The organism is Streptomyces sp. LMG1-1-1.1 (assembly GCF_040815545.1).
In the GTDB taxonomy this organism is placed as follows: Bacteria; Actinomycetota; Actinomycetes; order Streptomycetales; family Streptomycetaceae; genus Streptomyces.
The window spans coordinates 86,571-112,833 of the sequence record NZ_JBFPNH010000020.1 but is presented as its reverse complement, the minus strand read 5'-3'; the positions used below and the strand labels follow the sequence as shown (position 1 = coordinate 112,833).

22 protein-coding genes are annotated in these 26,263 nt (G+C 71.8%); 9 read left to right on the top strand and 13 right to left on the bottom strand.

Going from position 1 to position 26,263, the window contains the following annotated elements; genetic code table 11:
• Window positions 1–43 precede the first annotated feature (43 nt).
• Window positions 44–1,468 carry a cytosine permease gene (locus MRBLMG1_RS10545; RefSeq protein WP_367823022.1) on the top strand — a complete coding sequence of 475 codons (1,425 nt, stop codon included), beginning with the start codon at window positions 44–46 and terminating at the stop codon, window positions 1,466–1,468.
• A gap of 3 nt (window positions 1,469–1,471) precedes the next feature.
• On the opposite strand, the gene MRBLMG1_RS10540 is transcribed toward MRBLMG1_RS10545, so the two are convergent.
• The 3 genes from MRBLMG1_RS10540 to MRBLMG1_RS10530 all read right to left on the bottom strand — a co-directional run bounded on the left by MRBLMG1_RS10540 (window position 1,472) and on the right by MRBLMG1_RS10530 (window position 4,078).
• On the bottom strand, window positions 1,472–2,560 hold the full coding sequence (locus MRBLMG1_RS10540; RefSeq protein ID WP_367823020.1) for a branched-chain amino acid aminotransferase: 1,089 nt from the start codon (window positions 2,558–2,560) through the stop codon (window positions 1,472–1,474).
• Window positions 2,561–2,815: 255 nt separating this feature from the next.
• Entirely contained in the window at window positions 2,816–3,856 is a 1,041-nt protein-coding gene (locus tag MRBLMG1_RS10535; RefSeq protein ID WP_367823019.1) for a 3-isopropylmalate dehydrogenase, read from the bottom strand.
• A 90-nt stretch (window positions 3,857–3,946) separates the two neighbouring features.
• The gene (locus MRBLMG1_RS10530) at window positions 3,947–4,078 is read right to left on the bottom strand and encodes a hypothetical protein (RefSeq protein ID WP_367823017.1); all 132 of its coding nucleotides are present in this window, start codon (window positions 4,076–4,078) and stop codon (window positions 3,947–3,949) included.
• Window positions 4,079–4,369: 291 nt separating this feature from the next.
• Between MRBLMG1_RS10530 and MRBLMG1_RS10525 the strand changes: the two genes are divergently transcribed.
• The 3 genes from MRBLMG1_RS10525 to MRBLMG1_RS10515 all read left to right on the top strand — a co-directional run bounded on the left by MRBLMG1_RS10525 (window position 4,370) and on the right by MRBLMG1_RS10515 (window position 6,449).
• Window positions 4,370–4,711: a PadR family transcriptional regulator gene (locus tag MRBLMG1_RS10525; RefSeq protein WP_367823016.1), complete on the top strand. Its 342-nt coding sequence runs from the start codon at window positions 4,370–4,372 to the stop codon at window positions 4,709–4,711.
• A complete protein-coding gene (locus tag MRBLMG1_RS10520; protein ID WP_367823014.1) occupies window positions 4,708–5,427 on the top strand; it encodes a hypothetical protein in 720 nt (239 codons plus the stop codon). Before MRBLMG1_RS10525 ends, MRBLMG1_RS10520 begins: the two co-directional genes overlap by 4 nt.
• Before the next feature lie 134 nt (window positions 5,428–5,561).
• Window positions 5,562–6,449 carry an alpha/beta fold hydrolase gene (locus tag MRBLMG1_RS10515; protein ID WP_367823013.1) on the top strand — a complete coding sequence of 296 codons (888 nt, stop codon included), beginning with the start codon at window positions 5,562–5,564 and terminating at the stop codon, window positions 6,447–6,449.
• Between the two features lie 39 nt (window positions 6,450–6,488).
• Here the strand turns inward: MRBLMG1_RS10515 and MRBLMG1_RS10510 are convergent, their stop codons facing one another.
• Window positions 6,489–6,944, bottom strand: coding sequence for a MarR family winged helix-turn-helix transcriptional regulator (locus tag MRBLMG1_RS10510; RefSeq protein WP_367823011.1), 456 nt, complete (start codon window positions 6,942–6,944; stop codon window positions 6,489–6,491).
• A 134-nt stretch (window positions 6,945–7,078) separates the two neighbouring features.
• Between MRBLMG1_RS10510 and MRBLMG1_RS10505 the strand changes: the two genes are divergently transcribed.
• Window positions 7,079–8,062: a quinone oxidoreductase family protein gene (locus MRBLMG1_RS10505; protein WP_367823009.1), complete on the top strand. Its 984-nt coding sequence runs from the start codon at window positions 7,079–7,081 to the stop codon at window positions 8,060–8,062.
• A 74-nt stretch (window positions 8,063–8,136) separates the two neighbouring features.
• On the opposite strand, the gene pruA is transcribed toward MRBLMG1_RS10505, so the two are convergent.
• Together pruA and MRBLMG1_RS10495 are read right to left on the bottom strand one after the other, a co-directional pair.
• Complete coding sequence (gene pruA, locus MRBLMG1_RS10500) at window positions 8,137–9,768, bottom strand: L-glutamate gamma-semialdehyde dehydrogenase (RefSeq protein ID WP_367823007.1); 1,632 nt, start codon at window positions 9,766–9,768, stop codon at window positions 8,137–8,139.
• A 30-nt stretch (window positions 9,769–9,798) separates the two neighbouring features.
• Window positions 9,799–10,725, bottom strand: coding sequence for a proline dehydrogenase family protein (locus tag MRBLMG1_RS10495; protein ID WP_367823005.1), 927 nt, complete (start codon window positions 10,723–10,725; stop codon window positions 9,799–9,801).
• 182 nt (window positions 10,726–10,907) lie between these two features.
• On the opposite strand from MRBLMG1_RS10495, the gene MRBLMG1_RS10490 reads away from it, so the two are divergent.
• Window positions 10,908–12,020, top strand: a complete 1,113-nt coding sequence (locus tag MRBLMG1_RS10490) for a PucR family transcriptional regulator (RefSeq protein ID WP_367823003.1) — start codon at window positions 10,908–10,910, stop codon at window positions 12,018–12,020.
• 121 nt (window positions 12,021–12,141) lie between these two features.
• Window positions 12,142–13,134: an NAD(P)-dependent alcohol dehydrogenase gene (locus MRBLMG1_RS10485; RefSeq protein WP_367823002.1), complete on the top strand. Its 993-nt coding sequence runs from the start codon at window positions 12,142–12,144 to the stop codon at window positions 13,132–13,134.
• On the opposite strand, the gene MRBLMG1_RS10480 is transcribed toward MRBLMG1_RS10485, so the two are convergent.
• The 7 genes from MRBLMG1_RS10480 to MRBLMG1_RS10450 form a co-directional block, all read right to left on the bottom strand.
• Window positions 13,106–13,687, bottom strand: coding sequence for a TetR/AcrR family transcriptional regulator (locus MRBLMG1_RS10480; protein WP_367823000.1), 582 nt, complete (start codon window positions 13,685–13,687; stop codon window positions 13,106–13,108). The two genes, MRBLMG1_RS10485 and MRBLMG1_RS10480, sit on opposite strands and share 29 nt — an antisense overlap.
• 79 nt (window positions 13,688–13,766) lie before the next feature.
• On the bottom strand, window positions 13,767–15,356 hold the full coding sequence (serA, locus tag MRBLMG1_RS10475; RefSeq protein ID WP_367822998.1) for a phosphoglycerate dehydrogenase: 1,590 nt from the start codon (window positions 15,354–15,356) through the stop codon (window positions 13,767–13,769).
• A gap of 237 nt (window positions 15,357–15,593) precedes the next feature.
• Entirely contained in the window at window positions 15,594–16,595 is a 1,002-nt protein-coding gene (ilvC, locus tag MRBLMG1_RS10470) for a ketol-acid reductoisomerase (protein ID WP_017236010.1), read from the bottom strand.
• Window positions 16,596–16,714: 119 nt separating this feature from the next.
• Window positions 16,715–17,242 carry an acetolactate synthase small subunit gene (gene ilvN, locus MRBLMG1_RS10465; protein ID WP_030216183.1) on the bottom strand — a complete coding sequence of 176 codons (528 nt, stop codon included), beginning with the start codon at window positions 17,240–17,242 and terminating at the stop codon, window positions 16,715–16,717.
• A 31-nt stretch (window positions 17,243–17,273) separates the two neighbouring features.
• Window positions 17,274–19,124, bottom strand: coding sequence for an acetolactate synthase large subunit (locus tag MRBLMG1_RS10460; protein ID WP_367822995.1), 1,851 nt, complete (start codon window positions 19,122–19,124; stop codon window positions 17,274–17,276).
• A 229-nt stretch (window positions 19,125–19,353) separates the two neighbouring features.
• Window positions 19,354–22,191, bottom strand: coding sequence for a putative bifunctional diguanylate cyclase/phosphodiesterase (locus tag MRBLMG1_RS10455; protein WP_414721522.1), 2,838 nt, complete (start codon window positions 22,189–22,191; stop codon window positions 19,354–19,356).
• 674 nt (window positions 22,192–22,865) lie between these two features.
• Window positions 22,866–23,831 (bottom strand): 2-hydroxyacid dehydrogenase, encoded by a 966-nt coding sequence (locus tag MRBLMG1_RS10450; protein ID WP_367822993.1) that lies wholly within the window; start codon window positions 23,829–23,831, stop codon window positions 22,866–22,868.
• Window positions 23,832–23,906: 75 nt separating this feature from the next.
• Between MRBLMG1_RS10450 and MRBLMG1_RS10445 the strand changes: the two genes are divergently transcribed.
• Window positions 23,907–24,917: an aldo/keto reductase gene (locus MRBLMG1_RS10445; RefSeq protein WP_367822991.1), complete on the top strand. Its 1,011-nt coding sequence runs from the start codon at window positions 23,907–23,909 to the stop codon at window positions 24,915–24,917.
• Between the two features lie 196 nt (window positions 24,918–25,113).
• Entirely contained in the window at window positions 25,114–26,256 is a 1,143-nt protein-coding gene (locus MRBLMG1_RS10440) for a PQQ-dependent sugar dehydrogenase (protein ID WP_367822989.1), read from the top strand.
• The last annotated feature ends 7 nt before the right edge of the window (window positions 26,257–26,263 follow it).

Genomic DNA, 26,263 nt, shown 5'->3' with positions numbered 1-26,263 from the left:
GGCACTCTAAAACAGCCCCGCCCCGCCCCCGCAGGGAGTCCTCATGCCGATAGAACAGCGCGGAGTCGACACCATCCCCGAGGCCGAACGCACCAGCGGCCCCCGCGACCTCGTCTCGATCCTGCTCGGATCCAACCTCTGCCTGGGGGTGATCGTCTTCGGCTGGCTCCCGGTCTCCTTCGGCCTCGGCTTCTGGGCCTCCGTGACCTCCGTCGTCGCCGGCACCGTCGCCGGAGTCGCCGTCACCGCCCCGCTCGCGCTCGTGTCCCTCCGCACCGCGACCAACCTCTCCACCTCGTCCGGCGCCTTCTTCGGCGTACGCGGCCGGCTCGTCGGTTCCGTGGTCGGGCTGCTGCTCTCGCTCGGCTACACCGCCCTGACGCTGTGGATCGGCGGCGACGTCATGGTGGGGACCCTCGCCCGGCTGACCGGCCTGCCGACCGGCGGGGCGGCGCACGCCGCCGTCTACGCGCTGCTCGCCGCCTGTACGGTGGTCGGCGCGGTGTACGGCTACCGGCTGCTGCTCCGACTCAGCAAGGCGCTCGCGGTGGGCATGACGGTGCTGCTCGCCGTCGGAATCGCCGCCTACGCCGGGGACTTCACGACGGCGCCGGTGGCGGACACCCCGTACCTGCTCGGCTCGTTCTGGCCGACCTGGCTGCTCTCCGCCGTCGCGGCGGGCCTCAGCGGACCCGTCGCCTTCATCACGCTGCTCGGCGACTACACCCGGTACGTCTCCCCCGAGCGCCACAGCCCGGGGAAGGTCTGGCGGGCCACCTGTCTCGGCCTGCTCGTCGGCCTGCTCGTCCCCCAGCTCTTCGGCACGTTCACCGCGCTCGCGTCCCGCGGCGGGCTCGACTACGCGGGCCCGCTCGTCGCCGCCTCGCCCGGCTGGTACCTGGTGCCGCTGCTGGTCGCGGCCACGGCCGGCTCCGTCGGCAACGCCGGTCTGATGCTGTACTCGATGGGGCTCGACCTGGACGCGATCCTGCCGAGGGCCACCCGCGCGCACGCCACGCTCGTGGTCGCCGCGGTGGCGACGGCCTTCGTCTTCCTCGGCCACTTCGCCTCGGACGCGCAGACCGCGATGACCTCGTTCGTCCTGCTCCTCACCGCGATCGGCACCCCGTGGGCGGTGATCACCCTGATCGGGCACGTCCGGTGCGGCGGGACGTACGACCCGGAGGCCCTCCAGGTCTTCAACAACCGCTCGCGCGGCGGGATCTACTGGTTCTCGGCGGGCTGGCACCCGCGCGCCACCGCCTCCTGGGCGATCGGCGCGGCCGTCGGCCTCGCCGGGGTGTCGACGCCCCTCTACGAGGGACCGCTGCTCGCCCTGACGGGCGGGATCGACTGCAGCTTCGTGCTCTCGGGGCTCGTCGGCGGCGCGCTGTACGCCGTACTGACGCCGAACAGGGCTCCCGGGACCGCGACGGCCCCGGAAGCCCTGGCTGCTGCCACCGAGTAGCGACTAGCCCAGCTCGTGCATCCAGCCGTGGACGTCCTCGGCCTTGCCCGTCTGGATGGCGAGCAGCGCCTCGCGCAGCTTCATCGTGACCTTGCCGGGCTCGCCGCCCGACTGCTGCCACTCGCCCCGCTCGGACTTCACCGTGCCGACCGGGGTGATCACGGCGGCGGTGCCGCACGCGAAGACCTCGGTCAGGGAGCCGTTCTCGCTGTCGGCCTGCCACTGGTCGATGGAGACGCGACCCTCCTCCGGCTCGAGGCCGAGGTCCGCGGCGAGCTTGAGCAGCGAGTCACGGGTGATGCCGGCGAGCAGCGAGCCGGTGAGGGTGGGCGTGACCAGCTTGTTCCCGTACACGAAGTACAGGTTCATGCCGCCGAGTTCCTCGACCCACTTGTGCTCCACCGCGTCGAGGTACGCGACCTGGTCGCAGCCCTTCGTGGCCGCCTCGGCCTGCGCGAGCAGGGAGGCCGCGTAGTTGCCGCCGGTCTTCGCGTCGCCGACGCCGCCGGGGACGGCCCGGACGCGGTTCTCGGAGAGCCAGATGGAGACGGGCTTCACGCCACCGGGGAAGTACGGGCCGGCCGGGGAGGCGATGACGACGAAGAGGTACTCGTTGGCCGGGCGGACGCCCAGGCCGACCTCGGTCGCGATCATGAACGGACGCAGGTAGAGCGAGGCCTCGCCGCCGTGCGCCGGAACCCATGCCTTGTCCTGCCGGACGAGCAGGTCGCAGGCCTCGACGAAGGTCTCGACGGGCAGCTCCGGCATGGCCAGGCGGCGGGCGGACGCCTGGAAGCGGCGCGCGTTGGCGTCGGGGCGGAAGCTGGCGACGGAGCCGTCGGGGCGGCGGTAGGCCTTCAGGCCCTCGAAGATCTCCTGCGCGTAGTGCAGGACGTTGGTGGCCGGGTCCAGGTGGAGCGGGCCGTAGGGCACGAGCTGACCGTCGTGCCAGCCGCGGCCCTCGGTCCAGCGGATGGTGACCATGTGGTCGGTGAAGTGGCGGCCGAACCCCGGGTTGGCCAGGATCGCCTCGCGCTCCGCGTCGGACAGCGGGCTGGAGGAGGGCTTGAGCTCGATGGTGGGCGTCGTCATGAGTGCGTGTCCTTCACCGGTTGTGTGGGTCGGACCGCGCTCACACCTCAGTCTGCGGCTGACGTCCTGAAGACACGGACGTCCGAGCATGCCCGCATGCCGCGGCCCCACGTTCGATTATCGCTCGTGGGGGCCGGTGCACGAAACGGGTGAACACGGTCCAGGGTTCGATGGTGGCACCCTGCGGCCGCACAGGTACAGCCGCCGGGCGCTGAGGCGACCCGGCGGCTGCTGTGGAACGTCAGTCGGCGCGGGTCAGCTCGCTACTCGCGCGGCGAGCGCGTCGCCGATCTCGTCCGTCGTGCGGACGGTGTCGCCACGCTCGGTGAGGTCGGCCGCGACGGCCTCCTCGACCCGGGCGGCCTCGGCCTCGTAGCCGAGGTGGCGGAGCAGGAGGGCGACGGAGAGGACGGTGGCCGTGGGGTCGGCCTTGCCCTGGCCCGCGATGTCCGGCGCGGAGCCGTGGACCGGCTCGAACATGGACGGGAACTCACCGCTCGGGTTGATGTTGCCCGAGGCGGCGACGCCGATGCCGCCGGAGACGGCCGCGGCGAGGTCGGTGATGATGTCGCCGAAGAGGTTGTCGGTGACGATCACGTCGAAGCGGGCCGGGTCGGTGACGAGGAAGATCGTCGCCGCGTCGACGTGCAGGTAGTCGGTGGTGACCTCGGGGAACTCGGCCGCGACCTTGGTGAAGATGTCCGTCCACAGGTGGCCGGCGAAGGTCAGCACGTTGTTCTTGTGGACCAGCGTCAGCTTCTTGCGCGGGCGGGCCTGGGCGCGGGCGAAGGCGTCCCTGACCACGCGCTCGACACCGAACGCGGTGTTGACCGAGACCTCGGTGGCGACCTCGTGCGGGGTGCCCTTGCGGATGGTGCCGCCGTTGCCCGTGTACGGACCCTCGGTGCCCTCGCGGACCACGACGAAGTCGATCGCGGGCTGACCGGCGAGCGGGGTGGCCACACCGGGGAGCAGCTTCGACGGACGCAGGTTCACGTGGTGGTCGAAGGCGAAGCGGAGCTTCAGGAGGAAACCGCGCTCCAGGACGCCGGACGGCACCGACGGGTCGCCGATGGCACCGAGCAGGATGGCGTCGTGCTTCTTGAGGGAGTCGAGGTCGGCGTCGGTGAGGGTCTCACCGGTGGCCTGGTAGCGCCGGGCGCCGAAGTCGTACTCCTCCGTCTCCAGCTTCACGTCCTGGGGAAGGACGGCCGAGAGGATCTTGAGGCCCTGGGCCACGACCTCCTGGCCGATGCCGTCGCCGGGGATGACTGCGAGATTGATGCTGTGAGACATGTCGGCACCCTACTCTTCGTCCCATCGTCTGACACGTTCCGTCCGCCATGTGGACGAACGGACAGTCGGAAACGGGCGCGCCGGAGCGCGTCAGTGACCGGTCGAGCCGCCGTTGTCACGGCGGTCGAGGGCACGCTGGAGGGCTGCCGCCGCGTTCTGGCGGGCCTCGTCGCTGGGACGGTTGGCGGAGTGGCGGACGCGGCGGGAGGTCTGAACGGCCATGAGGGATCGACTCCTTGAGATCAGTGGTGATCCGGGCGTGCGGAGATCAGTGGTGATCGAAGGCGCCGGAAGGGGCGGGGAGCGCCGCCGCAGGGGTTGCCTGCACAGGGGCGTCGCGCTCTCGGCCGCCATTCGCTGATGTAGCGAGACGTTCGGCTCCTACAACGCTAGGGCAGGCCACCGCATCTGTCTCCACAATTACTCGGACTTCCTACTATCTGAGACGGACGCCCGGGAGGCGGGTCCGCCATATAGATTGCATTCCTACCTAGGTAGTGCTGTGATACACCCATGGCCTCAGACCGCAGATCCAGCTGGCTCAAGGGAGTACTCGACCTGCTCGTCCTCTCCTGCCTGACCGACGGAGAGAGTTACGGGTACGAGATCGCCAAGGCGCTCGCCGAGGCGGGCCTCGGCGAGATCAAGGGCGGGACGCTCTACCCCGTACTGAACCGCCTGGAGCAGGCCGGCCTGGTCGAGGCCGAGTTCCGCGCCTCCGAGCGCGGACCCGGACGCCGCTACTACCGGCTCACCGACCCGGGCCGCATCCGGCTCGCGGACGAGGGCGCGGCCTGGACGGAGTTCCACCGGGCCGTACGGACGCAATTGCACGCAGGGGGAACCGCACCATGACCACCGACGCCTATTTCGCCGAGCTGACGGAGGCGCTGCGCGCCGCGGGCGTGCCCGAGGAGCAGATCGCGCGGACGACCGACGAGCTGCGCGGGCACCTCGCGGAGACCGGCTCCGCGCCGGAGGACGAGTTCGGGCCCGCCGCCCGGTTCGCCGAAGGGCTCGGCGGCCTCGCCCCGGCCCCCGGGGAGCCGGACGACTCGGCGGAGCACTGGACGTGGACCGCCGACGTCTTCAACGACCGCCGGATGCTCGCCGTCCACGGCGACCAGGGCTGGGAGGTCGAGTCCCTCGACGCGCTCGGCCGGTTCGTCTGCCGCCGGGCCCCCGGCGTCGCGCTCGCCTGGGAGTACCGCCGCGAGGTCGTCAAGGGCGGTCGGCGCGCCCGGGTCCTCGGCGAGCTGGAGCCGGAGGGCTGGGAGCTGTGCGGCGAGTGGCTCGTGTACGGCTACCTCAAGCGCCCCAAGGCGGCCACCGACGGCCCCGCCGGGGCGCGCCGCTCCGTCCCGGCGACCCCCGGGAAGTGGCTGTTCCTGAGCCGCCGCGGCAAGGCGCTCCTCGGCGCCTGGTTCGCGGTGGTCTCGCTCGCCTACTTCGCCCTCGGCCTGCCGGGCTACGCGGTGGCCTTCGTCGCCCTGGGCAGCGCGGTCACGGCCGCGCTCACCGCGAAGCTGGAGACGGACCGCGGCCGCGTGGAGGCGGGACGCCGGAGCTGATCGACCGGCAGGGGCGGGGTGGCATCCGAGCGCCACCCCTCCACGGACTAACCCCTTAAATCGCATTGACAGGTTAGAGAGCTCATGCTTAAGTCTTCTCGTAACCAGTGACACGCACTTAAGGGGTTAGAAGGATGTCCGTGCTGCCGACCCACCACCGCACCGTCACCGTCCGGGGCCACGAGATCGCCTACCGCGAGGCGGGCCCGGTCGACGCACCCGCGCTCCTCCTGCTGCACGGCTTCCCCACCAGCTCGCACATGTTCCGCGACCTGCTCCCGCTGCTCGCCGACAGGTACCGGCTGATCGCCCCCGACCACCTGGGCTTCGGCCGCAGCGCCGCCCCCTCGGCCGCCGAGTTCGACTACACCTTCGCCGAACTCGCCTCACTGACCGCCGAGTTCACCGAGACCATCGGCCTGGACCGGTACGCCCTCTACATCCAGGACTACGGCGCCCCGATCGGCCTGCGCCTCGCCCTCGCCCACCCGGAGCGCGTCACCGCGATCATCAGCCAGAACGGCAACGCGTACGAGGAGGGCCTCGGCGCCGAGGCCTGGGCCCCGGTGCTCGCCCTGATCGAGAACCGCACCCCCGAGACGGAGGAGCCGGTCCGCGCGATCCGCTCCCTCGACGGCATCAGGTGGCAGTACGAGACCGGTGTCCCGGAGGGCTACCGGGACCGACTGAGCCCCGACGCCTGGCACCACGACGCCGCGCTGATGGCCCGCGAGGGCCAGGACGACATCCAGCTCGGCCTCATCGCGGACTACGGCGCCAACTTCGCCCTCTACCCGGCCTTTCAGGAGTACTTCCGCACCAGCCGGGTGCCGCTCCTGGCCGTCTGGGGCGAGGGCGACCAGGTCTTCGTCCCGGCGGGCGCAGAGGCCTTCCGCCGCGACCTACCGGACGCCGAGGTCCACCTGCTCCCCACCGGCCACTTCGCCCTGGAGACCCACGCGCCCGCCGTCGCGGACCTGATCGGCGACTTCCTGGCCCGCCGGGTCGCGAAGGAGGCGTGAGGACCGCTCGCGTCGCCCGGCCTTCCGGCCCGGACCCCGTCAGCGGGTCCGGGCCGGCGGCGTCTGGTCGACGAGGACCGCCGTCGTGCGGTCGAGGAGATCGCAGAGGGCGGCGTGCTCGGCGGGGGTGAACGCGTCGGTGAGCGCCCGCTCGAGGACGATCACCTCCTCGTACGCCCGGTCCAGCACGGCCAGCCCCTCGGCCGTCGGCGTGACGATCTGCACCTTGGCGTGCACGGGCGACGGGTCGCGGCGGACGAGACCCTTGCCCTCCATGGTGGCGACGACGCTGGCCATGCTCTGCTGGGTCACTCCGCAGGCACGCGCCGCCTGGGCCGCGGACATCCCGCCCTCCCGCGAGAGGGTGAGCAGCACGGTGTACTGCGTCATGGTCAGCCCGTGCCCGCGCAGCACGGCCTCGTGGTGCGCCATCAGCGCCTGTTCCGCACGCCTGATCCGGCTGCAGAGGTACTCCTCGACGGGCATGTCCGCCATGCGCTCACTCCCTCGCTTCCGCGCCCGGGCACCCGCATTCACAGAATCCTGTGTTGACTCAGGTACCTGTCACACATACCGTTCCCGACGACGGCCTGTCACAGGATACTGAGTCAGCACAGGAGGCTGCTTCCATGAGGGCGATCGTTCTCGACGGCGACGACCGATACCGCATCACCGAGCTCGACACCCCCGCACCCGGACCCGGCGAGGTCGCGCTCCGCGTGGCCTACGCGGGCGTCCAGTGGGGCGACACGATGGTCAAGGACGGCCTCTTCCCGGTGCCCCGCCCCTTCGTCCCCGGCTTCGAGGCGTCCGGGCACATCGTCGCGGTCGGCCCGGGCGTCGACGAGAACCGCGTCGGGGAGGCCGTCACCGCGCTCACCGCCGGCGGCGCCCACGCCGAGGTGGTCGTCGTACCCGCGGTCCTCGCGCTCGCCGTCGGCGAGCTGCCGCTGCGGACGGCGGCGGCTTTCGGCTGGTCCACGCCGACCGCCTACGACCTCGTCCACACCGTCGCCCGTGTGCGCGCCGGCGACCGGGTCCTGATCCACGGCGCGGCCGGCGCCGTCGGCGGCCAGGCCGCGCAGTTCGCCCGGCTGGCCGGTGCCGGAAGGATCGTCGGCGTGGCCGGGAGCGCCGGCCGGGCCGCCTACGCGGCCGGATCCGGCTTCGACGAGGTCCTGCTGCGCGGGGACCTCCCGGCCGGACTCGGCGACGAACGGTTCGACGTCGTCCTCGACCCGGTCGGCGGCCCGACCCGGCTGGCCGGGCTGCGCGCGCTCGCGCCCCACGGACGCCTCGTCGCGTACGGCGCGCTCGGCGGCCACGCGCCCGTCCTCGCCGACACCGACGCGCTGCTCGGGGACGGCGGATCGCTGATGACCTACAACGGCGCCCTGCTGAGCCGGACGCACCCCGAACGCCTCGCCGACTCCGCCCGCCGCGCGCTCGGCCTGCTGGCCGAGGGACGGATCTCCGTCGACGTCACCGCGGAGTACGACCCGGCCGAGCTCGGCCTCGCGGTGCGCAGGCTGCGCGAGGGCGCCACGCACGGCAAGAGCGTGCTGCGCGTCGCCGGGGGGTTCGACACCCCGCCCGGCCCGGCCGGCGCATGAGAACCGCCCCCGTCCTCGATTGGGGGTAGAGGAGGGGGGCGGTGATCAGGGGCCGCTCACGCGGCGGGCGGGCGTCAGCCCATGTGCGGGTAGCCGTACTCGGTCGGCGGGACCAGCGTCTCCTTGATGGCGCGGGTCAGCGTCCAGCGCATCAGGTTCTGGGGGGCGCCGGCCTTGTCGTTGGTGCCCGAGGCGCGGCCGCCGCCGAAGGGCTGCTGGCCGACGACGGCGCCGGTCGACTTGTCGTTGATGTAGAAGTTGCCCGCGGCGAAGCGGAGCTTCTCCATCGTGTACGCGGCGGCGGCACGGTCGCCGGAGATGACCGAGCCGGTGAGGGCGTAGTCCGAGACCGACTCCATCTGGGTCAGCATCTCGTCGTACTTGTCGTCCTCGTAGACGTGGATCGCGAGGATCGGGCCGAAGTACTCGGCCTTGAAGACCTCGTTCTCCGGGTCGGTGCAGGCGATGACGGTCGGGCGGACGAAGTAGCCCACCGAGTCGTCGTAGGTGCCGCCGGCGACGATCGTGCAGGTCGGGTCGGCCGCGGCACGGTCGATCGCGGCCTTGTTCTTCGCGAAGGAGCGCTCGTCGATGACGGCGCCGATGAAGTTCGACAGGTCGGTGACGTCACCCATGGTGATGCCGTCGACCTCGGCCGCGAACTCCTCCTTGAAGCCGTCGTTCCAGATGGACGCCGGGACGTACGCACGCGAGGACGCGGAGCACTTCTGGCCCTGGAACTCGAAGGAGCCGCGGGTCAGCGCGGTCTTCAGGATCGCGCGGTCGGCGCTCGGGTGGGCGACGACGAAGTCCTTGCCGCCGGTCTCGCCGACGATCCGCGGGTACGAGCGGTACTTCTCGATGTTGGTGCCGACCGTCTTCCACAGGTGCTGGAAGGTCTTGGTCGAGCCGGTGAAGTGGATGCCGGCCAGGTCGGGGTGGTTCAGGGCCACCTCGGAGACGGCGATGCCGTCGCCGGTCACCAGGTTGATGACGCCCTTCGGCAGGCCGGCCTCCTCCAGCAGCTCCATGAGGAGCACCGCGGAGTGCGTCTGCGTCGGGGACGGCTTCCAGACCACCACGTTGCCCATCAGGGCCGGGGCGGTGGGCAGGTTGCCGGCGATGGCCGTGAAGTTGAACGGCGTGATCGCGTAGACGAAGCCCTCCAGCGGGCGGTGGTCCAGACGGTTCCACACACCCGGCGAGTTCGCCGGCGGCTGCTCGGCCAGGATCTGGCGGGCGTACGCCACGTTGAAGCGCCAGAAGTCCACGAGCTCGCACGGGGTGTCGATCTCGGCCTGCTGGGCGGTCTTCGACTGGCCGAGCATGGTGGACGCGGCCAGCGTCTCGCGCCACGGGCCGGCCAGCAGCTCGGCGGCGCGCAGGATGATCGCGGCGCGGTCGTCGAAGGCCATCGCGCGCCAGGCCGGGGCCGCGGCCAGGGCCGCGTCGACGGCGTCCTGGGCGTCCTGCGTGGTGGCACCGCGGAAGGTGCCGATGACGGCCTTGTGGTTGTGCGGCTGGACGACCTTGAACTCCTCGCCGCCGCCGAGGCGCTTCACGCCGCCGATGGTCATCGGCAGCTCGCGCGGGTTCTCGGCCAGCTCCTTGAGCTTGGTCTCGAGGCGGGAGCGCTCGGGGGAGCCGGGGGCGTAGCTGTGCACCGGCTCGTTGACCGGAGCGGGGACCTGGGTGACAGCGTCCATAAGTCTCGTGACTCCTTGTGAGAGGTGGGCTCAGCCCTTGGTGAGGATGGAGCGGACGAAGAAGAGGAGGTTGGCCGGCTTCTCCGCCAGGCGGCGCATGAAGTATCCGTACCAGTCGGTGCCGTACGCGGTGTAGACGCGCATGCGGTGGCCCTCGGCGGCGAGACGGTTCTGCTCCTCGCTCCGGATGCCGTACAGCATCTGGAACTCGTACTCGTCCAGCTTGCGCCCGGCGCGGCGGGCCAGCTCCTGGCCGATGGAGATCAGGCGCGGGTCGTGCGACCCGATCATCGGGTAGCCCTCGCCGTCCATCAGGATCTTCATGATCCGGACGTACGCCTTGTCGATCTCGGGCTTGTCCTGGATGGCGACGGAGGCGGGCTCCTTGTAGGCGCCCTTCACGATCCGGACGCGGGAGCCGTTCGCGGCGAGGCGGCGGGCGTCGTCCTCGGTGCGGAAGAGGTACGCCTGGATGACGCAGCCGGTCTGCGGGAAGGACTTCCGCAGCTCGTCGTGGATGGCGAACATCGAGTCGAGGGTGGTGTGGTCCTCGGCGTCCAGGGTGACCGTGGTGCCGATCTCGGCGGCGGCCTCGACGACCGGGCGGACGTTCGCGAGGGCCAGCTCGTGGCCGTTCTCCAGCGACTGGCCGAACATCGACAGCTTGACGGACATCTCGGCGCGGGGGCCGAGGCCCAGCTCCTTGAGGCGGCCGACCAGCTCCAGGTAGGCGTCGCGGGCGGCGTACGACTGCTCGACGGTGGTGATGTCCTCACCGACGACGTCGAGGGTGACCTCCAGGCCGCGGGCGCTCAGCTCGGAGACGATCGGGACGACGTCGTCGACCGTCTCGCCGGCGATGAAGCGGGCGACGACCTGCTTGGTCCCGGGGGCGGCCGACACGAGACGGCGCATCTTGTCGCTGCGCGACGCGGCGAGGATCACGGGACCCAGCACGGGGCACCTCCAGAAGGCAGAAGTAGAACGGGGCCATACCCGGACGAAGGGAACGAACCGGGAACAGCACGGAGAACCACCGTGAAACCTATGGATCGCTCCGATCCTCTGCCATCGACAGCTGTCACGCATCCGTGCCCGGCATCTCATACACATGTCTGAAGGGGTGCGAGAATGGCCCCGTGAAGGGCGATTACCAAGAACTGGTCGACGAGATCTCCGCGCTGCTCGGCGCCCCCGCCACGCTGGAGAACCGCGACTTCGGGCTGATCGCCTTCGGGGCGCACGACAGCGACGACGACACGGCGATGGACCCCGTCCGCACCCGATCGATCCTGACCCGGAAGTCCACGCCGGCGGTCCGCGCCTGGTTCGAGGGCTTCGGCATCACCCGGGCCACCGGCCCGGTCCGCATCCCGGCCGCCCCGGACGCGGGGGTGTTCCGGGACCGCATCTGCCTCCCCGTACGCCATCGGGGTGTGGTCCTCGGGTACGTGTGGCTGCTCGACGCGGAGCCCGGTCCCCCGCCCGAGCGGCTGACCGCCGCGATGGACGTCGCCGCCCGCATCGGCGACCTCCTGGCCGACGAGGAGCGCGCCGGCTCCGACCTCTCCCGCGAGTTCGTCGCGGTGCTGACCGCCGGGCGCGGCTGGCAGAGCGACATGGCCGTCGCGGCCCTCAGGGCGGCCCTCGGCCCCAGCGCGGACGGCCTGCACACCCTCGTCTGCGTGACCCCCTGGCACGGCGAGGCCCCCTCGATCCGCGCGGTCCCCGGTGCGGCGGCGGTCGCCACCCTGCCCGAGGGCGAGTCCCTCGCCGTCCTCGTACGGCTGCGCACGGCCGAGGACCTCGCCCCCGCCCGCACCGCCGCCGAGCGGCTGCGCGGCGCCGCGCCGGCCGGCATCGCGACCCCCCGCCGAGGCCTCGCGGACCTCCCGGCGGCCTGGCGCGAGGCCAACACGGCGGCCCGGGCCGCCACGGCGCAGCCGACGCTCGGACCGGTCGCCGCGTGGGCCGGGATCGGCCCGTACCGTCTGCTCGCGGCGCTCTACCACCCCGAGATCGACCCCGTCGTCGCCCCGCTCCTCGCCCCCGCCCACAGCGAACTGGCCCGCACCGCCGAGGCCTTCCTCGACAACGCCGGCCAGGCGGGCCGCACGGCGGCCGCCCTCGGCATCCACCGCCAGACCCTCTACTACCGGCTGTCCCGCGTCGAACAGCTCACCGGCCTGGACCTCGACGACGGCGAGGACCGCCTCCTGCTCCACATGTCCCTCAAGTCGGCCAAGCTCTAAGCCTCCGGGTTGACGGCCCCTCAGGGCCGCGTCGGGGTCGTCCCCGATGTACCGGCGCCGCCGGACGCCCTACCGTCGTAAGCGTCGCGGGCATCGGCCGGCGAGCAGCCGAGGGGGCGTCATGAAGGCGTGGGTGCAGGACCGGTACGGATCGGCGGACGTGCTGGAGTTCGCGGAGGTCGAGCGACCCGTGCCGGGCGAGCGGGAGGTGCTCGTCCGCGTCCACGCCGCCGCCGTGAACGCGGCGGACTGGCACCTGATGCGGGGCGACCCCTACGTGGCCCGGCTCGCCCTCGGCCTCCGAAGACCGAAGGAGCGGATCCGGGGCAGGGACTTCGCGGGCCGCGTCGAGGCCGTGGGCGCCGGGGTGACCGGGCTGCGCCCCGGCGACGAGGTCTTCGGGGAGACCCCCGGGACCTTCGCCGAATACGTGTGCGCCTCCGAGGAGGTGACGGAGCGCAAGCCCGCCGGCCTGACCTTCGAGCAGGCGGCGGCGCTGCCCCTGGCGGGCAACACCGCCCTGATGGGACTGCGGGACCTGGGGAAGGTGCGCCCGGGCGCGAAGGTGCTGACCAACGGGGCTTCGGGAGGCGTCGGGACCTTCGCCGTCCAGCTCGCGAAGGCCTTCGGCGCCGAGGTGACGGGGGTGTGCAGCACCCGGAACGCGGCGCTGGTCCTCGGACTCGGAGCGGACCGGGTCGTCGACTACACCCGCGAGGACTTCACCGCCGGGCAGGACCGCTACGACGTGGTGTTCGACCTGGTGGGCAACCGGTCGCTGTCCGAGCTCCGTCGGGTCCTCTCCCCCACGGGCGTGCTCGTCCTGTCCGGCGGCGGCGTCTTCGAGGGGGGCAGCACCTTCGGGCCGATGGGGCTGATCCTCAAGGGCCGGCTGCTCTCCTTGTTCTCCGGCGGCCGGCTGCACGTCCTCACGGCGGAGCCGCGCAGGGAGAACCTGGCGGCGCTGCGCGAACTCGCCGAGAGCGGCGGCATCGCCCCGGTGGTCGAGCGGACCTATCCGCTGGACCAGGCGGCACGGGCACTGCGGTACGTCGAGGAGGAGCACGCCCGCGCGAAGGTGGTCCTCAGCTGCCCTCCCCCATCAGCACCTTGAGGCCCGCGGTGAGGTCGTCCGCGGTCGGCGCCGTCTCCGGGTCGACCATCCACTGGATCATGACGCCGGTGGCGAGGGCCTGACAGAGCAGTCCCGCGACCCGGGCCTTCTCGGGGTCGGCGTCCGGGTCGATGCCCAGGAAGCCCTCGGCCATGCCCAGCCGGCCCTCGCGCTGCGGCTCCTTGATGGCGTCGCGCAGCTTCTCGTCGTCGTCGAGCCGGGTGACGATCTCGGTCTGGAGCTTCCAGACCGGCCGGCTCGCCTCGGCCGCGCCGATGACCTGCTCCCAGACGGCGTGGAAGCGCCGGTACGGGTCGGCCGGCAGCTCCCGCTTCTCCTCGCCGGAGCCGGCGGGACCGACCTGCTCGCCCCACTCCTCGGTGAGGGCGAGGAAGGCCTGCTGGAGCAGGGCGTCCTTGGAGCCGTAGTGGTAGCCGATGGAGGCCAGGTTGGTGCCGGACGCGGCGACGATGTCGCGCGCCGTGGTGCGTCCGTACCCCTTCTCCAGGAGGCAGCGCTTGGCACCGTCGAGCAGGTCTTCCTTGTGTCCCATGACAGCACTGTACCCGGCCGCTAGACAATCGTGTAAGACGAGCGTCTATCGACCGGGTACGGTCCGCGGACGAGCCGCGTCAGATCAGGTTGACCGAGCGGGCCGAGGTGGCGCCGATCTCCTGGGCGATCTCCGCCAGCACCGGCGCCGGCAGCGTGTCGTCCACGGTGAGCACGACGAGCGCCTCGCCGCCCTCCTCCGCGCGGGAGACCTGCATGCCCGCGATGTTCAGACCGGCCTCGCCGAGGATCCGGCCGACCGTGCCGACGACGCCCGGACGGTCCTCGTAGCGCAGCACGACCATGTGGTCGGCGAGCGCCAGGTCCACGTCGTAGTCGCCGACCGCGACGATCTTCTGGAGGTGCTTCGGGCCGGCCAGCGTGCCGGAGACCGCGACCTCCTCGCCGTTCGCCAGCGTGCCGCGCACGGTGACCACGTTGCGGTGGTCGGGCGACTCGGAGCTCGTCGTCAGGCGCACCTCGACACCGCGCTCCTGCGCGAACAGCGGGGCGTTGACGTAGGACACGGTCTCGTCGACCACGTCCTCGAACACGCCCTTGAGCGCGGAGAGTTCGAGCACCTTCACGTCGTGCTGGGTGATCTCGCCGTACACCTCGACGTCGAGACGGGCCGCGACCTCGCCCGCCAGCGCGGTGAAGATCCGGCCGAGCTTCTCGGCGAGCGGCAGCCCCGGCTTCACGTCCTCGGCGATGACACCGCCCTGGACGTTGACCGCGTCCGGGACCAGCTCGCCGGCGAGCGCGAGGCGCACCGAACGGGCGACCGCGATACCGGCCTTCTCCTGGGCCTCGTCCGTGGACGCGCCGAGGTGCGGGGTGCAGACGACCTGGTCGAGCTCGAAGAGCGGGGAGTCCGTGCAGGGCTCCTTCGCGTACACGTCGAGGCCCGCGCCGGCGACCCGGCCCTCCTTGAGGGCGGTGTAGAGCGCCGCCTCGTCCACGATCCCGCCGCGCGCGGCGTTCACGATCCGGACCGAGGGCTTGACCTTGTGCAGCGCCTCGTCGCCGATGAGACCGATGGTCTCCGGGGTCTTCGGCAGGTGGACGGTGATGAAGTCCGCGACCTCCAGGAGCTCGTCCAGGGCCAGCAGCTTCACCCCCATCTGGGCGGCGCGGGCGGGCTGCACGTAGGGGTCGTACGCGACGATCTTCATGCCGAAGGCCGACATGCGCTGGGCGACCAGGACGCCGATGCGGCCGAGGCCGACGACACCGAGGGTCTTCTCGCTCAGCTCGACGCCCGTGTACTTGTTGCGCTTCCACTCGCCGTTCTTCAGCGCGGTGTTGGCCTGCGGGATGTTACGCGCGGTGGCGACCAGCAGACCGCACGCGAGCTCGGCGGCGGTGACGATGTTCGAGGTCGGGGCGTTGACGACCATGACGCCGGCCTTGGTGGCGGCGGAGACGTCGACGTTGTCCAGACCGACACCGGCACGGGCGACGACCCGGAGCTTGTTCGCGGCGGCGAGGGCCTCCGCGTCGACCTTGGTCGCGGAGCGGACCAGGATCGCGTCCACATCGGCGATGGCGGGGATCAGCTCGGCGCGGTCGGCGCCGTTGCAGTGCCGGATCTCGAAGTCCGGGCCCAGCGCGTCGACGGTGGCGGGCGACAGCTCTTCAGCGATGAGTACGACAGGTTTCGAGCTCACGTGAGTCCTCACAGGTCCAGTGCGGACGGCCGTCCCGACGGCCGCAGGCGGTGGAGGGGGCTTGCCGCGTGAAAGCGCACGACGCTGTGGGCCTGACGCGTATGTTGTTGAGCAGTGTAGTGCCGTGTCGGCGCACTTCATGCGCCTCGTTGGAAGGATCACCCGTCCGTGGTTGGACGGGGTGTCCAACGATGTGGCGAGGGGCCGGACACTGTGTCCGGCCCCTCCCCCGAAGGCTTACGCCTCCTCGTCGTTCACCCAGCTCATGAGCTTCCGCAGCTCCTTGCCGGTGGTCTCCAGGAGGTGGTTCTCGTCCTGGGTCTTGTACTCGTTGTACTTCTTCAGACCGCCGTGGTACTCGGCCATCCACTCCTTGGCGAAGGTGCCGTCCTGGATCTCCGCGAGGACCTTCTTCATCTCCGCCTTGGTGGCGTCGGTGATGATCCGCGGGCCGGTGACGTAGTCGCCCCACTCGGCGGTCTCGGAGACCGACCAGCGCATCTTCTCCAGGCCGCCCTCGTACATGAGGTCGACGATGAGCTTCAGCTCGTGGAGGCACTCGAAGTACGCGATCTCCGGCTGGTAGCCGGCCTCGGTCAGGGTCTCGAAGCCCGCCTTGACCAGCGCCGCGGTGCCACCGCAGAGGACGGCCTGCTCACCGAACAGGTCGGTCTCGGTCTCTTCCTTGAAGGTCGTCTTGATGACGCCCGCACGGGTGCCGCCGATGCCCTTGGCGTACGAGAGGGCCAGCGCGAAGGCGTTGCCGGTCGCGTCCTGCTCGACGGCGGCGATGCACGGAACGCCGCGGCCCTCCTCGTACTGACGGCGGACCAGGTGACCCGGGCCCTTCGGGGCCACCAGGGCGACGTCGACGCCCTCGGGCACCTCGATGAAGCCGTAGCGGACGTTGAGGCCGTGACCGAAGAAGAGCGCGTCGCCCGCCTTCAGGTTGTCCTTGATGGACTCCTCGTAGACCTTGGCCTGGATCGGGTCCGGGGTCAGGATCATGATGAGGTCGGCCTCGGCCGCGGCCTCGGCGACGGACACGACGCGCAGACCCTGCTCCTCGGCCTTGGCCTTGGACTTCGAACCCTCCTGGAGACCGACGCGGACGTCGACACCGGAGTCACGGAGCGACAGCGCGTGGGCGTGCCCCTGGCTGCCGTAGCCGATCACCGCGACCTTGCGGCCCTGGATGATGGACAGGTCTGCGTCGGCGTCGTAGAACAGCTCGGCCACTGGGAATCTCCTTGAGGTGCTGGTGTTGCGTCCCACCGTACGGCGGGGAGCGGGAGGAAGGTTTTCGGGTCTCGTCAGTCGGACCGCCGGGTGGACCGGCGGTCGGCCTCCGATGACTCTCAGGCGCTGCGGTCGAGGGCCCGCAGGGACCGGTCCGTGATGGACCGGGAACCACGCCCTATGGCGATCGTGCCCGACTGGACGAGCTCCTTGACGCCGAACTGCTCCAGCATCTTGAGCATGGCGTCGAGCTTGTCACTCGAACCGGTGGCCTCGATGGTGACCGCCTCGGGCGAGACGTCCACGGTCTTGGCGCGGAACAGCTGCACGATCTCGACGATCTGGGAGCGGGTCTCGTTGTCGGCGCGGACCTTCACCAGGACGAGCTCGCGCTGGATCGCAGCGCTGGGCTCGAGTTCGACGATCTTCAGGACGTTGACCAGCTTGTTGAGCTGCTTGGTCACCTGCTCGAGGGGCAGGTCCTCGACATTGACCACGATGGTGATGCGGGAGATGTCGGGGTGCTCGGTGATGCCGACGGCGAGGGAGTCGATGTTGAAGCCGCGGCGGGAGAACAGCGCGGCGATCCGGGCGAGGATGCCGGGGGTGTTCTCGACGAGAACGGAGAGCGTGTGCTTGGTGGACATGTCTGGGTCTCTTCCTTTTCGCTCTGCTCGCTCAGTCGTCTTCGCCGTCGCCGAAGTCGGGGCGGACGCCCCGCGCGGCCATGACCTCGTCGTTCGAGGTGCCGGCGGCGACCATCGGCCAGACCTGGGCGTCCTCGTGGACGATGAAGTCGATCACGACCGGGCGGTCGTTGATGGCGTTGGCCTCGGCGATGACCTTGTCCAGGTCGGCCGGGTCCTCACAGCGCAGGGCGACACAGCCCATGGCCTCGGAGAGCTTGACGAAGTCGGGGACGCGGGTGCCCTTGTTCGCCTGGACGTCGTCCGGGCCGGAATGCAGGACGGTGTTGGAGTAGCGCTGGTTGTAGAACAGGGTCTGCCACTGGCGGACCATCCCGAGGGCGCCGTTGTTGATGATGGCGACCTTGATCGGGATGTTGTTCAGGGCGCAGGTGGTGAGCTCCTGATTGGTCATCTGGAAGCAGCCGTCGCCGTCGACCGCCCAGACCGTGCGGTCCGGCATGCCGGCCTTGGCGCCCATCGCGGCGGGGACCGCGTACCCCATCGTCCCGGCGCCGCCGGAGTTCAGCCAGGTGGCCGGCTTCTCGTAGTCGATGAAGTGGGCGGCCCACATCTGGTGCTGGCCGACGCCCGCGGCGAAGATCGTGCCCTCGGGGGCGAGCTGGCCGATGCGCTGGATGACCTGCTGCGGCGAGAGGCTGCCGTCCTCCGGCAGGTCGTAGCCGAGCGGGTACGTCTCGCGCCAGCGGTTCAGGTCGCTCCACCAGGCGGCGTAGTCGCCCTTGTTGCCCTCGCTGTGCTCGGCCTGGACGGCCTGGACCAGGTCGGCGATGACCTCGCGGGCGTCACCGACGATCGGGACGTCGGCGGCGCGGTTCTTGCCGATCTCGGCCGGGTCGATGTCCGCGTGGACGATCTTGGCGAACGGGGCGAAGCTGTCGAGCTTGCCGGTGACGCGGTCGTCGAAGCGGGCACCGAGGGCGACGATCAGGTCGGCCTTCTGCAGCGCGGTGACGGCGGTGACCGCACCGTGCATGCCCGGCATGCCCACGTGCAGCGGGTGGCTGTCGGGGAAGGCGCCCAGGGCCATCAGGGTGGTGGTGACCGGCGCGCCGGTGAGCTCCGCGAGGATCTTCAGCTCGGCGGTGGCACCGGCCTTGATGACGCCGCCTCCGACGTACAGGACGGGCCGCTTGGCGGCGGAGATCAGCTTGGCGGCCTCGCGGATCTGCTTGGCGTGCGGCTTGGTCACCGGGCGGTAGCCGGGCAGGTCGGTCTGCGGCGGCCAGCTGAAGGTGGTCTTCGCCTGGAGCGCGTCCTTGGCGATGTCGACCAGGACCGGGCCAGGGCGGCCGGTGGACGCGATGTGGAAGGCCTCGGCGATCGTCCGCGGGATGTCCTCGGCCTTGGTGACCAGGAAGTTGTGCTTGGTGATCGGCATCGTGATGCCGCAGATGTCCGCCTCCTGGAAGGCGTCCGTGCCGATCGCCTTCGAGGCGACCTGGCCGGTGATCGCGACGAGCGGGACCGAGTCCATGTGCGCGTCGGCGATCGGGGTGACCAGGTTGGTCGCGCCGGGACCCGAGGTCGCCATGCAGACCCCGACCTTGCCGGTCGCCTGGGCGTAGCCGGTGGCCGCGTGGCCCGCACCCTGCTCGTGCCGGACCAGGATGTGGCGCACCCGCTTCGAGTCCATCATCGGGTCGTAGGCGGGGAGGATCGCGCCGCCCGGAATGCCGAAGACGGTGTCGGCGCCCACTTCCTCGAGAGAACGGATGAGGGACTGCGCACCCGTGACGTGCTCGACGGCGGTGGCGGACTGCGCGCCGCCACGCGGCCGCGGCTGCGGATGGTGCCCGGTGGCCTGGTCGGTCATCAGCATCTCTTCTCGAAGCAGAGGGTTTTTGCGAGGTGTTTTACGGGGGTTTGCAGCGACTTCGGAAGGGGTCGATGCAACAAAAAACCCCTCGTGCCGTGAGGCAAGCGAGGGGAGCGCGTCGGGTGCGTTCTAAGCCGGGCCTGTCGATGGCCCTGCTTCAGCCGACGCGCTTTCCAAGTACGAGAATTCGGGTGCGCATGGCACTGACCCTCCCTCTCGGCCCTCACCACTGTCAAGTGGGTGGGACGGGCGTCTCAGTATTTGAGCGGATCGGGCGACGGTTTCCGGCCGGTACGGGGACCCCGCCGGGCAGTGGGTACTCGTCGCGGACCAGCGCCCTGCGCAGCCGGTACTCGTCGAGCGGGCCCGAGAAGGCCATGCCCTGGGCGTGGCCGCACCCCATCGCCCGCAGGGCGATGACCTGCTCCGGCACGTCGACCCCGTCGGCGACCGTCTGCATGCCGAGCTCGGCGGCGATCCGCAGCACACCACGCGTGATCTTGCGGAGCCGGGCCGACTCGACCACGCCCTCGACGAGGCTCCGGTCCAGCTTCAGTATGTCCACCGGAAGCCTCCGCAGGGCGTCGATCGCCACGTGTCCGCTGCCGAATCCGTCGAGCGCGATCCGCACCCCGAGACGGCGCAGGGCCACCAGACGCTGTTCGAGTTCGTCGAGCGGGGTCCTGGCGTCGCTGTCGGCCAGTTCGATGATCAGCGAGCCGGACGGCAGCCCGTGCCGGGTGAGCAGGGACTCGACCGAGCCCATCGGCAGCGAGCGGTCCAGGAGACGGCGGGCGGAGAGACGGATGGAGACCGGGGTGCGGTGGCCGATTCCCGCCCGCTCGGCGGCCTGCTCCACGGCCTCCTCGAGGAGCCAGCGGCCGAGCTCGGCGGTGCGCTCTCCGTCGTCGGTGACCCGGAGGTACTCCGCGGGGGTGAAGAGGATGCCCTGGGTCGACCGCCAGCGCGCCTGGGCGCTGACGGCGGTGATCCGGCCGGTGGAGAGGTCGACGACCGGCTGGTGGAGCAGGGCGAACTCGCCGTCGTGGAGGGCGGTGCGCAGCCGGGCGGCCAGCTCGGTGCGGCGCACCACCTCGGCCTGCATCTGCGGCTTGTAGAGCTCGACGCGGTCCTTGCCGCCGGCCTTGGCGCGGTACATGGCGAGGTCGGCGTTGCGCAGCAGGTCGCCGGCCTCGATGCCGGGCTCGGCGAAGGCGACGCCGATGGAGGCGGCGACCCGCACCTCGTTGCCGCCGTCGACGCGGTACGGCTGGGAGAGCGTGATCCGCAGGCGGTCGGCGATCTCCTGGACCTGGTTCTCACGGGCCGCCTGCTCGCGGCCGCCGTCGCCGAGGATGAGGGCGGCGAACTCGTCGCCGCCGAGCCGGGCGGCGGTGTCCCCGGCCCGCACGGAGTCGTGGAGGCGGCGGGCGGCCTGGACCAGGAGGTCGTCGCCGGCCTGGTGGCCGAGGCGGTCGTTGACCGCCTTGAAGCCGTCGAGGTCGATGAAGAGCACGGCGGTGCCGGGGTCGGAGGAGCGGCGGCCGCTCAGCGCCTGCCGGACGCGCCGGGTGAAGAGGGCCCGGTTGGGCAGGTCGGTGAGCGGGTCGTGCTCGGCGTTGTGCTGCAGCTGGGCCTGGAGCCGGACCCGCTCGGTCACGTCCCGGCTGTTGAAGATCAGGCCGCCCTGGTGCCGGTTGACCGTCGACTCCACGTGGAGCCAGTCGCCGCGGCCGGAGCGGAAGCGGCACTCGATCCGCGTCGTGGGCTCTTCGGCGGGCGAGACGGACAGGAAGCGCCGGACCTCGTGGACCACGGCGCCGAGGTCCTCGGGGTGGATCAGGGAGGCCAGCTCGGAGCCGATCAGCTCCTCGGCCTCGCGCCCGTAGACCCCGGTCGCGGCCGGGCTCACGTAGCGCAGTACCCCGGTCGGCGCGGCGATCATGATGACGTCGCTCGACCCCTGCACGAGCGACCTGAAGTGGTTCTCCTTCTGGGCCAGTTCGTGGGTGAGGGCGATGTTGTCGAGGAGCATGATGCCCTGCCGCACGACGAGGGCGAGCACCACCGCGCAGCCGGTGAGGACGACGACCCGGTCGACCCTGCGTCCCTCGACGACGTTGTACAGGATGCCGAGGGTGCAGACCGCGGCGGCGAGGTACGGGGTGAGGGCCGCGAGCGACCCGGCGACCGGACGGCTGTGGAGCAGCGGGCCGCGGGCGGCGACCGCGGTGTCCGGCGGCCGGCGCACGCCCCAGGGCGCGTAGGCGAGGAGCAGGGAGCCGGCGAACCAGCCGGCGTCGAGCAGCTGGCCCGAGGCGTAGTTCTCGCGGAGCAGCGGCGAGGTGAACAGGGCGTCGCACAGCACGGTCAGGGCGAGCGCGGCGATGGCGGTGTTGGTCGCCGACCGGTTCGCCTGCGAGCGCCGGAAGTGCAGGACCAGGACCATGCTGACGAGCACGATGTCGAGCAGCGGGTACGCGAGCGACAGCGCGGCCTGGGCGACGGACTCGCCCTCGAAGTGGGCCGTACGGGCGAGGGCCAGGCTCCACGACAGCGTGAGCAGCGACCCGCCGATGAGCCAGGCGTCGAGCCCGAGGCAGACCCAGCCGGCCCGGGTGACGGGCTTCTTGGCGAGGACGAGGAGGCCGACGATGGCGGGCGGCGCGAAGAGCAGGAAGAAGAGGTCGGCGACGGAGGAGTCCGGCACCTCCGTGCGGAGCACCACCTCGTACCAGCCCCAGACCGCGTTGCCCGAGGCGGCCATGAACGAGGAGAAGGCGAAGAGCAGCCAGGCGGGGCGTGCGCTGCCGCGGTGGGCGCGGCCGTAGAGGAAGCAGGAGACCGCCGCGGTGAGCGCGGCGGCGCTGAGCCCGAAGTCGCCCATGAAGAGCGCGAACCGCGGGGAGCCCCAGCCCAGCGAGGCTCCGGTCGTGTAACCCGCGCAGATCAGCCCCAGGACGATCTGGGCGAGGACCGCGCCGACGCCGGGGCGCCCGGGGTCCTGGTGCCCGGGGCCGCCGCCCGCGCCGACGGGGCGGCGGGTGATGACCGCCCCGGGCGCGCTCACCGGTCCCTCCGGCGTCGCACCACCGCACCCGGCCGGTTCGTGCGGGCGCGCCGCCGGCTCGCCGGAGCCCCCGGGGGCGTGCCCGTGGCAGTCACCGGGAGCCGCGTCACGAAGCGCGGCAGCGTGACTCTCGGCGCCGCCCCGCCCGGCTCGCGCGCGCGGTCCGGGGTCGGACGCGTGCGGTCCGATGTCGGACGTTTGCGGTCCGGGGTCGGACCCGCGTGGTCTGGGCTCCGACGCGTGCGGTCCGGGGTCCGATGCGCGCGGTCCGGGGTCGGACGCGCGTGGTCCGGTGTCCGACGTGTGCGGTCCGGTGTCGGACGGTCCGGCGGCGCGGGGCGCGCGGTGTTGCGCGGCCTGGTCCGGTACCGGTCGCGTGAGGCCGGTGGCGAGGCGTGGAAGGCTTGCCGACGGCGGCGTCGCCGCGTCGGATCGTCGGTCATCCGGCCGTGCTTCACCCGTCGCCCCCCTCGGAATCTGATGACCCGTCACTTCGCTCCCCAGCGTCAGCCCGTACTCGACGCAGTCCCCCGCTTCGGGACGATACACCAGGACCGTCACTCAGGGACAGGGTCGCAGTACTCTCAGTGACGACCAGGGGGCTTGCGCGCGGCGCGTGTCGGGGCGCGCTTCACCCGTCCGGCCCCCTCGGCACCCGTCCTGCCCGCCACCGCTCAGCCGGTGGTGAGCAGGACGTTGACCAGCTCCTCACCGGCCGCGAACCGCCGCAGCTGTCCGGCGATCAGCCGCTTCGCGCGCGGCATGAAGGCCGACGTGGAACCTCCCACATGGGGACTGATCAGGACACCGGGAGCGTGCCACAACGGGTGCCCGGCCGGCAGCGGTTCCGGGTCGGTGACATCCAGTGCCGCCGTGATCCTGCCGCTCTCCACCTCCTTGAGCAGCGCGGCCGTGTCGACGACCGGCCCCCGGGCGACGTTCACCAGGAGCGCGCCGTCCTTCATCCGCGCCAGGAAGCCGGCGTCGGCGAGGTGCGTGGTGGCGGGGGTGAGCGGCGTGGAGAGGACGACCACGTCCGCCTCAGGAAGGAGCGCGGGGAGATCGGTGAGCGCCTGGACCGGGCCACGCTCCGTGGTGCGCGCGGAGCGCGCGACGCGCGCCACCCGCGCGCACTCGAAGGGTGCGAGCCGGTCCTCGATGGCGGCGCCGATCGATCCGTACCCCACGATCAGGACGGACTTGTCGGCGAGCGCCGGGTAGAAGCCGGCCCGCCACTCCTCGGCGTCCTGGCCGCGCACGAAGCCGGGGATGCCGCGCAGCGAGGCCAGGATCAGCGCGAGCGTGAGCTCGGCCGTGCTGGCCTCGTGGACGCCCTTCGCGTTGCACAGGGCGACGCCCGGCGGCAGCAGGCCGATGCCGGGCGTGACGTGGTCGATGCCCGCGGACAGGGTCTGCACGGCCCGGAGCGAGGTCATCGCGGCCAGCGGCCGCACCGCGATCTCCTGCCCCTTCATGTACGGCACCACGTAGAAGGCGCAGCGCGCCGGATCGGCGGGGAACTCGGGCCCGCCGTCCCAGAAGCGGTAGTTCAGGCCCGACGCGCCCGGAGCGGGGAGTCCCTCGATCTCGTCCGCGGGAACCGGAAGCCACACGTCGGCGGCCGTGTCTTCGAATCTCATGACCGGGAGGCTATGCGAAGAATCCCGCGGGCCATTGGTTACTTTGGGGGACGGCACAGGGAGGGGTACCGGCAGGTGGAGCGCAGGACTATCGGGGCGACGGCGCTCGACGTGGGTGCGGTCGGCCTGGGGTGCATGCCGATGAGCTGGGCGTACAGCCGTTCGCAGCAGCGGGGGGACCTCTCACTGCGGGCCGTGCACGCGGCACTTGACGCCGGGGTGAGCCTGCTCGACACCGCCGACATGTACGGACCGTTCACCAACGAGCTCATGTTGGGGCGGGTGTTGAAGGAGCGACGGGCGGAGGCGTTCGTCTCGACGAAGTGCGGACTGCTCGTCGGCGACGGTCACGTCGTCGCCAACGGCAGGCCGGGATACGTGCGTCGGGCGTGCGACGCCTCGCTGCGGCGGCTCCAGACCGATGTGATCGACCTCTACCAGCTGCACCGCGCCGACCCCGAGGTGCCGGTCGAGGAGACCTGGGGCGCCATGGCCGAGCTGGTGTCGGCGGGCAAGGTGCGGGCGCTCGGACTGTGCGCGGTCGGCGCCCGGTCGGCCCGCCGCGGCGCCACCGGCGCGGGCCGTGACCGGTTCGAGGGAACGATCCGCCAACTGGAGCGGATCCAGCAGGTCTTCCCGGTGGCGGCGGTGCAGGCCGAGCTGTCGGTGTGGTCGCCCGAGGCGCTGGCGCGACTGCTGCCGTGGTGTGCGGCCCGGGGCGTCGGCTTCCTGGCGGCGATGCCCCTGGGGAACGGCTTCCTGACCGGGACCCTCACCCCCGGCGGCGGCTTCGAACCGGACGATCCGCGCGCCCGGCACCCCCGCTTCACCGCGGAGATGATGGCCGCGAACCAGCCGCTGGTCGCGGGGCTGCGGCGGGTGGCCGCGCGGCACGGGGCGGACGTCACCCCGGCGCAGGTGGCGCTGGCATGGGTGCTCGGCCGCGGCGCCCACGTCGTGCCGGTGCCGGGAGCGAAGCGGGAGCGGTGGGTGGTGGAGAACGCGCGGGCGGCCGGGCTGCGGCTGACGCCAGAGGACCTGGTGGAGATCGCGGCGCTACCGGCGCCACGGGGCTCCTGGGACTGAACGGGGCGGGGCGCGGCGGCGACCGGGGACCTGATCGGGGGGGAGCGCGGCGGCGAGCCGGGACCTGATCGGGCGGAGCGCGGCGGGGACCGGGACCTGATCGGGCGGAGCTCGGTTGCGACCGGGAACCTGATCGGGTCGAGCGGTGTATCAAGAGTGAAGGGATGCCGCTCGACTCGTCGAAGGGGACCGGACCATGAGCCGTCCTGCTGTTGTGAAGGCCCTGTGGGGCGCCGCCGTGCTGGTCCTCGTGGCCGGCTGCTCCTCGGGAGGTACCGAGGAGCGGCCGCGCGCGTCTCCGCCGACGTCGGCCTCGGTGTCGGCCTCCCCGTCCGTGTCGCCCTCGGGGTCGGGGGCCGCGCCCGCCGGCGGGCGGGTGTCGGTGGCGGGCACCCTCACCGAAGGGCTGAAGTCGCCCTGGGGGGTCGCCGAGCTGCCCGGCGGGGATCTGCTGGTGTCCTCGCGGGACGAGCGGACGATCACCCGGGTGGACGGCCGGACCGGCGCGAAGACCGTGCTCAGCGAGGTGCCGGGCGTCGTGCCGGGCGGGGAGGGCGGGCTCCTGGGCGTCGCGGTCCGGGACGGCTGGGTGTACGCGTATCTGACGGCCGCCTCGGACAACCGCATCGTGCGCATGCGGTACGGCGGCGGGGCCGGCGACGCACTCGGGCCGCCGCAGCCGGTCCTGACCGGCATCCCGAAGGGGTTCGTGCACGACGGCGGGCGGATCGCGTTCGGACCGGACGGCATGCTGTACGCGGGGACGGGCGAGACGGGCCGGACGGGGCTCGCCCAGGACCGTTCCTCGCTGGGCGGGAAGATCCTGCGCATGACCCCGGAGGGCAGACCGGCACCGGGCAATCCGTTCCCCGGGTCGGTGGTCTATTCGTACGGCCACCGCAATGTGCAGGGGATCGCCTGGGACGCGGAGGGTCGGCTCTGGGCGGCGGAGTTCGGGCAGAACACCTGGGACGAGCTGAACCTGATCGAGCCCGGGCGCAACTACGGCTGGCCGGAGGCAGAGGGGCGGGCCGGGCGGGCGGGGTTCGTGGACCCGGTGGCGCAGTGGCCGACCTCGGAGGCCTCCCCCAGCGGGATCGCGTACGCGCGGGGCGCGATCTGGATGGCCGGGCTCAGGGGCGAGCGGCTGTGGCGCGTGCCGCTCTCCGGAGCGGAACGTTCGGGGGACCCGGAGGCGTTCCTGTCAGGTGAGTACGGACGTCTGCGCACCGTGGTCGCGGCGGGCGGCGACCGGCTCTGGCTGGTCACGAGCGAGACCGACACCCGGGGGACGCCCGAGCCCGGGGACGACAGGATCCTCCGGCTGGAGGTGAGGTGAGGAGGCG

Excerpts from the sequence above, each read along its gene's own strand:
- MRBLMG1_RS10545 (WP_367823022.1), top strand. The coding sequence starts at position 44 with ATGCCGATAGAACAGCGCGGAGTCGACACCATCCCCGAGGCCGAACGC.
- MRBLMG1_RS10540 (WP_367823020.1), bottom strand. The coding sequence starts at position 2,560 with ATGACGACGCCCACCATCGAGCTCAAGCCCTCCTCCAGCCCGCTGTCC.
- MRBLMG1_RS10535 (WP_367823019.1), bottom strand. The coding sequence starts at position 3,856 with ATGTCTCACAGCATCAATCTCGCAGTCATCCCCGGCGACGGCATCGGC.
- MRBLMG1_RS10530 (WP_367823017.1), bottom strand. The coding sequence starts at position 4,078 with ATGGCCGTTCAGACCTCCCGCCGCGTCCGCCACTCCGCCAACCGTCCC.
- MRBLMG1_RS10525 (WP_367823016.1), top strand. The coding sequence starts at position 4,370 with ATGGCCTCAGACCGCAGATCCAGCTGGCTCAAGGGAGTACTCGACCTG.
- MRBLMG1_RS10520 (WP_367823014.1), top strand. The coding sequence starts at position 4,708 with ATGACCACCGACGCCTATTTCGCCGAGCTGACGGAGGCGCTGCGCGCC.
- MRBLMG1_RS10515 (WP_367823013.1), top strand. The coding sequence starts at position 5,562 with ATGTCCGTGCTGCCGACCCACCACCGCACCGTCACCGTCCGGGGCCAC.
- MRBLMG1_RS10510 (WP_367823011.1), bottom strand. The coding sequence starts at position 6,944 with ATGGCGGACATGCCCGTCGAGGAGTACCTCTGCAGCCGGATCAGGCGT.
- MRBLMG1_RS10505 (WP_367823009.1), top strand. The coding sequence starts at position 7,079 with ATGAGGGCGATCGTTCTCGACGGCGACGACCGATACCGCATCACCGAG.
- pruA (WP_367823007.1), bottom strand. The coding sequence starts at position 9,768 with ATGGACGCTGTCACCCAGGTCCCCGCTCCGGTCAACGAGCCGGTGCAC.
- MRBLMG1_RS10485 (WP_367823002.1), top strand. The coding sequence starts at position 12,142 with ATGAAGGCGTGGGTGCAGGACCGGTACGGATCGGCGGACGTGCTGGAG.
- MRBLMG1_RS10480 (WP_367823000.1), bottom strand. The coding sequence starts at position 13,687 with ATGGGACACAAGGAAGACCTGCTCGACGGTGCCAAGCGCTGCCTCCTG.
- ilvN (WP_030216183.1), bottom strand. The coding sequence starts at position 17,242 with ATGTCCACCAAGCACACGCTCTCCGTTCTCGTCGAGAACACCCCCGGC.
- MRBLMG1_RS10460 (WP_367822995.1), bottom strand. The coding sequence starts at position 19,124 with ATGCTGATGACCGACCAGGCCACCGGGCACCATCCGCAGCCGCGGCCG.
- MRBLMG1_RS10450 (WP_367822993.1), bottom strand. The coding sequence starts at position 23,831 with ATGAGATTCGAAGACACGGCCGCCGACGTGTGGCTTCCGGTTCCCGCG.
- MRBLMG1_RS10440 (WP_367822989.1), top strand. The coding sequence starts at position 25,114 with ATGAGCCGTCCTGCTGTTGTGAAGGCCCTGTGGGGCGCCGCCGTGCTG.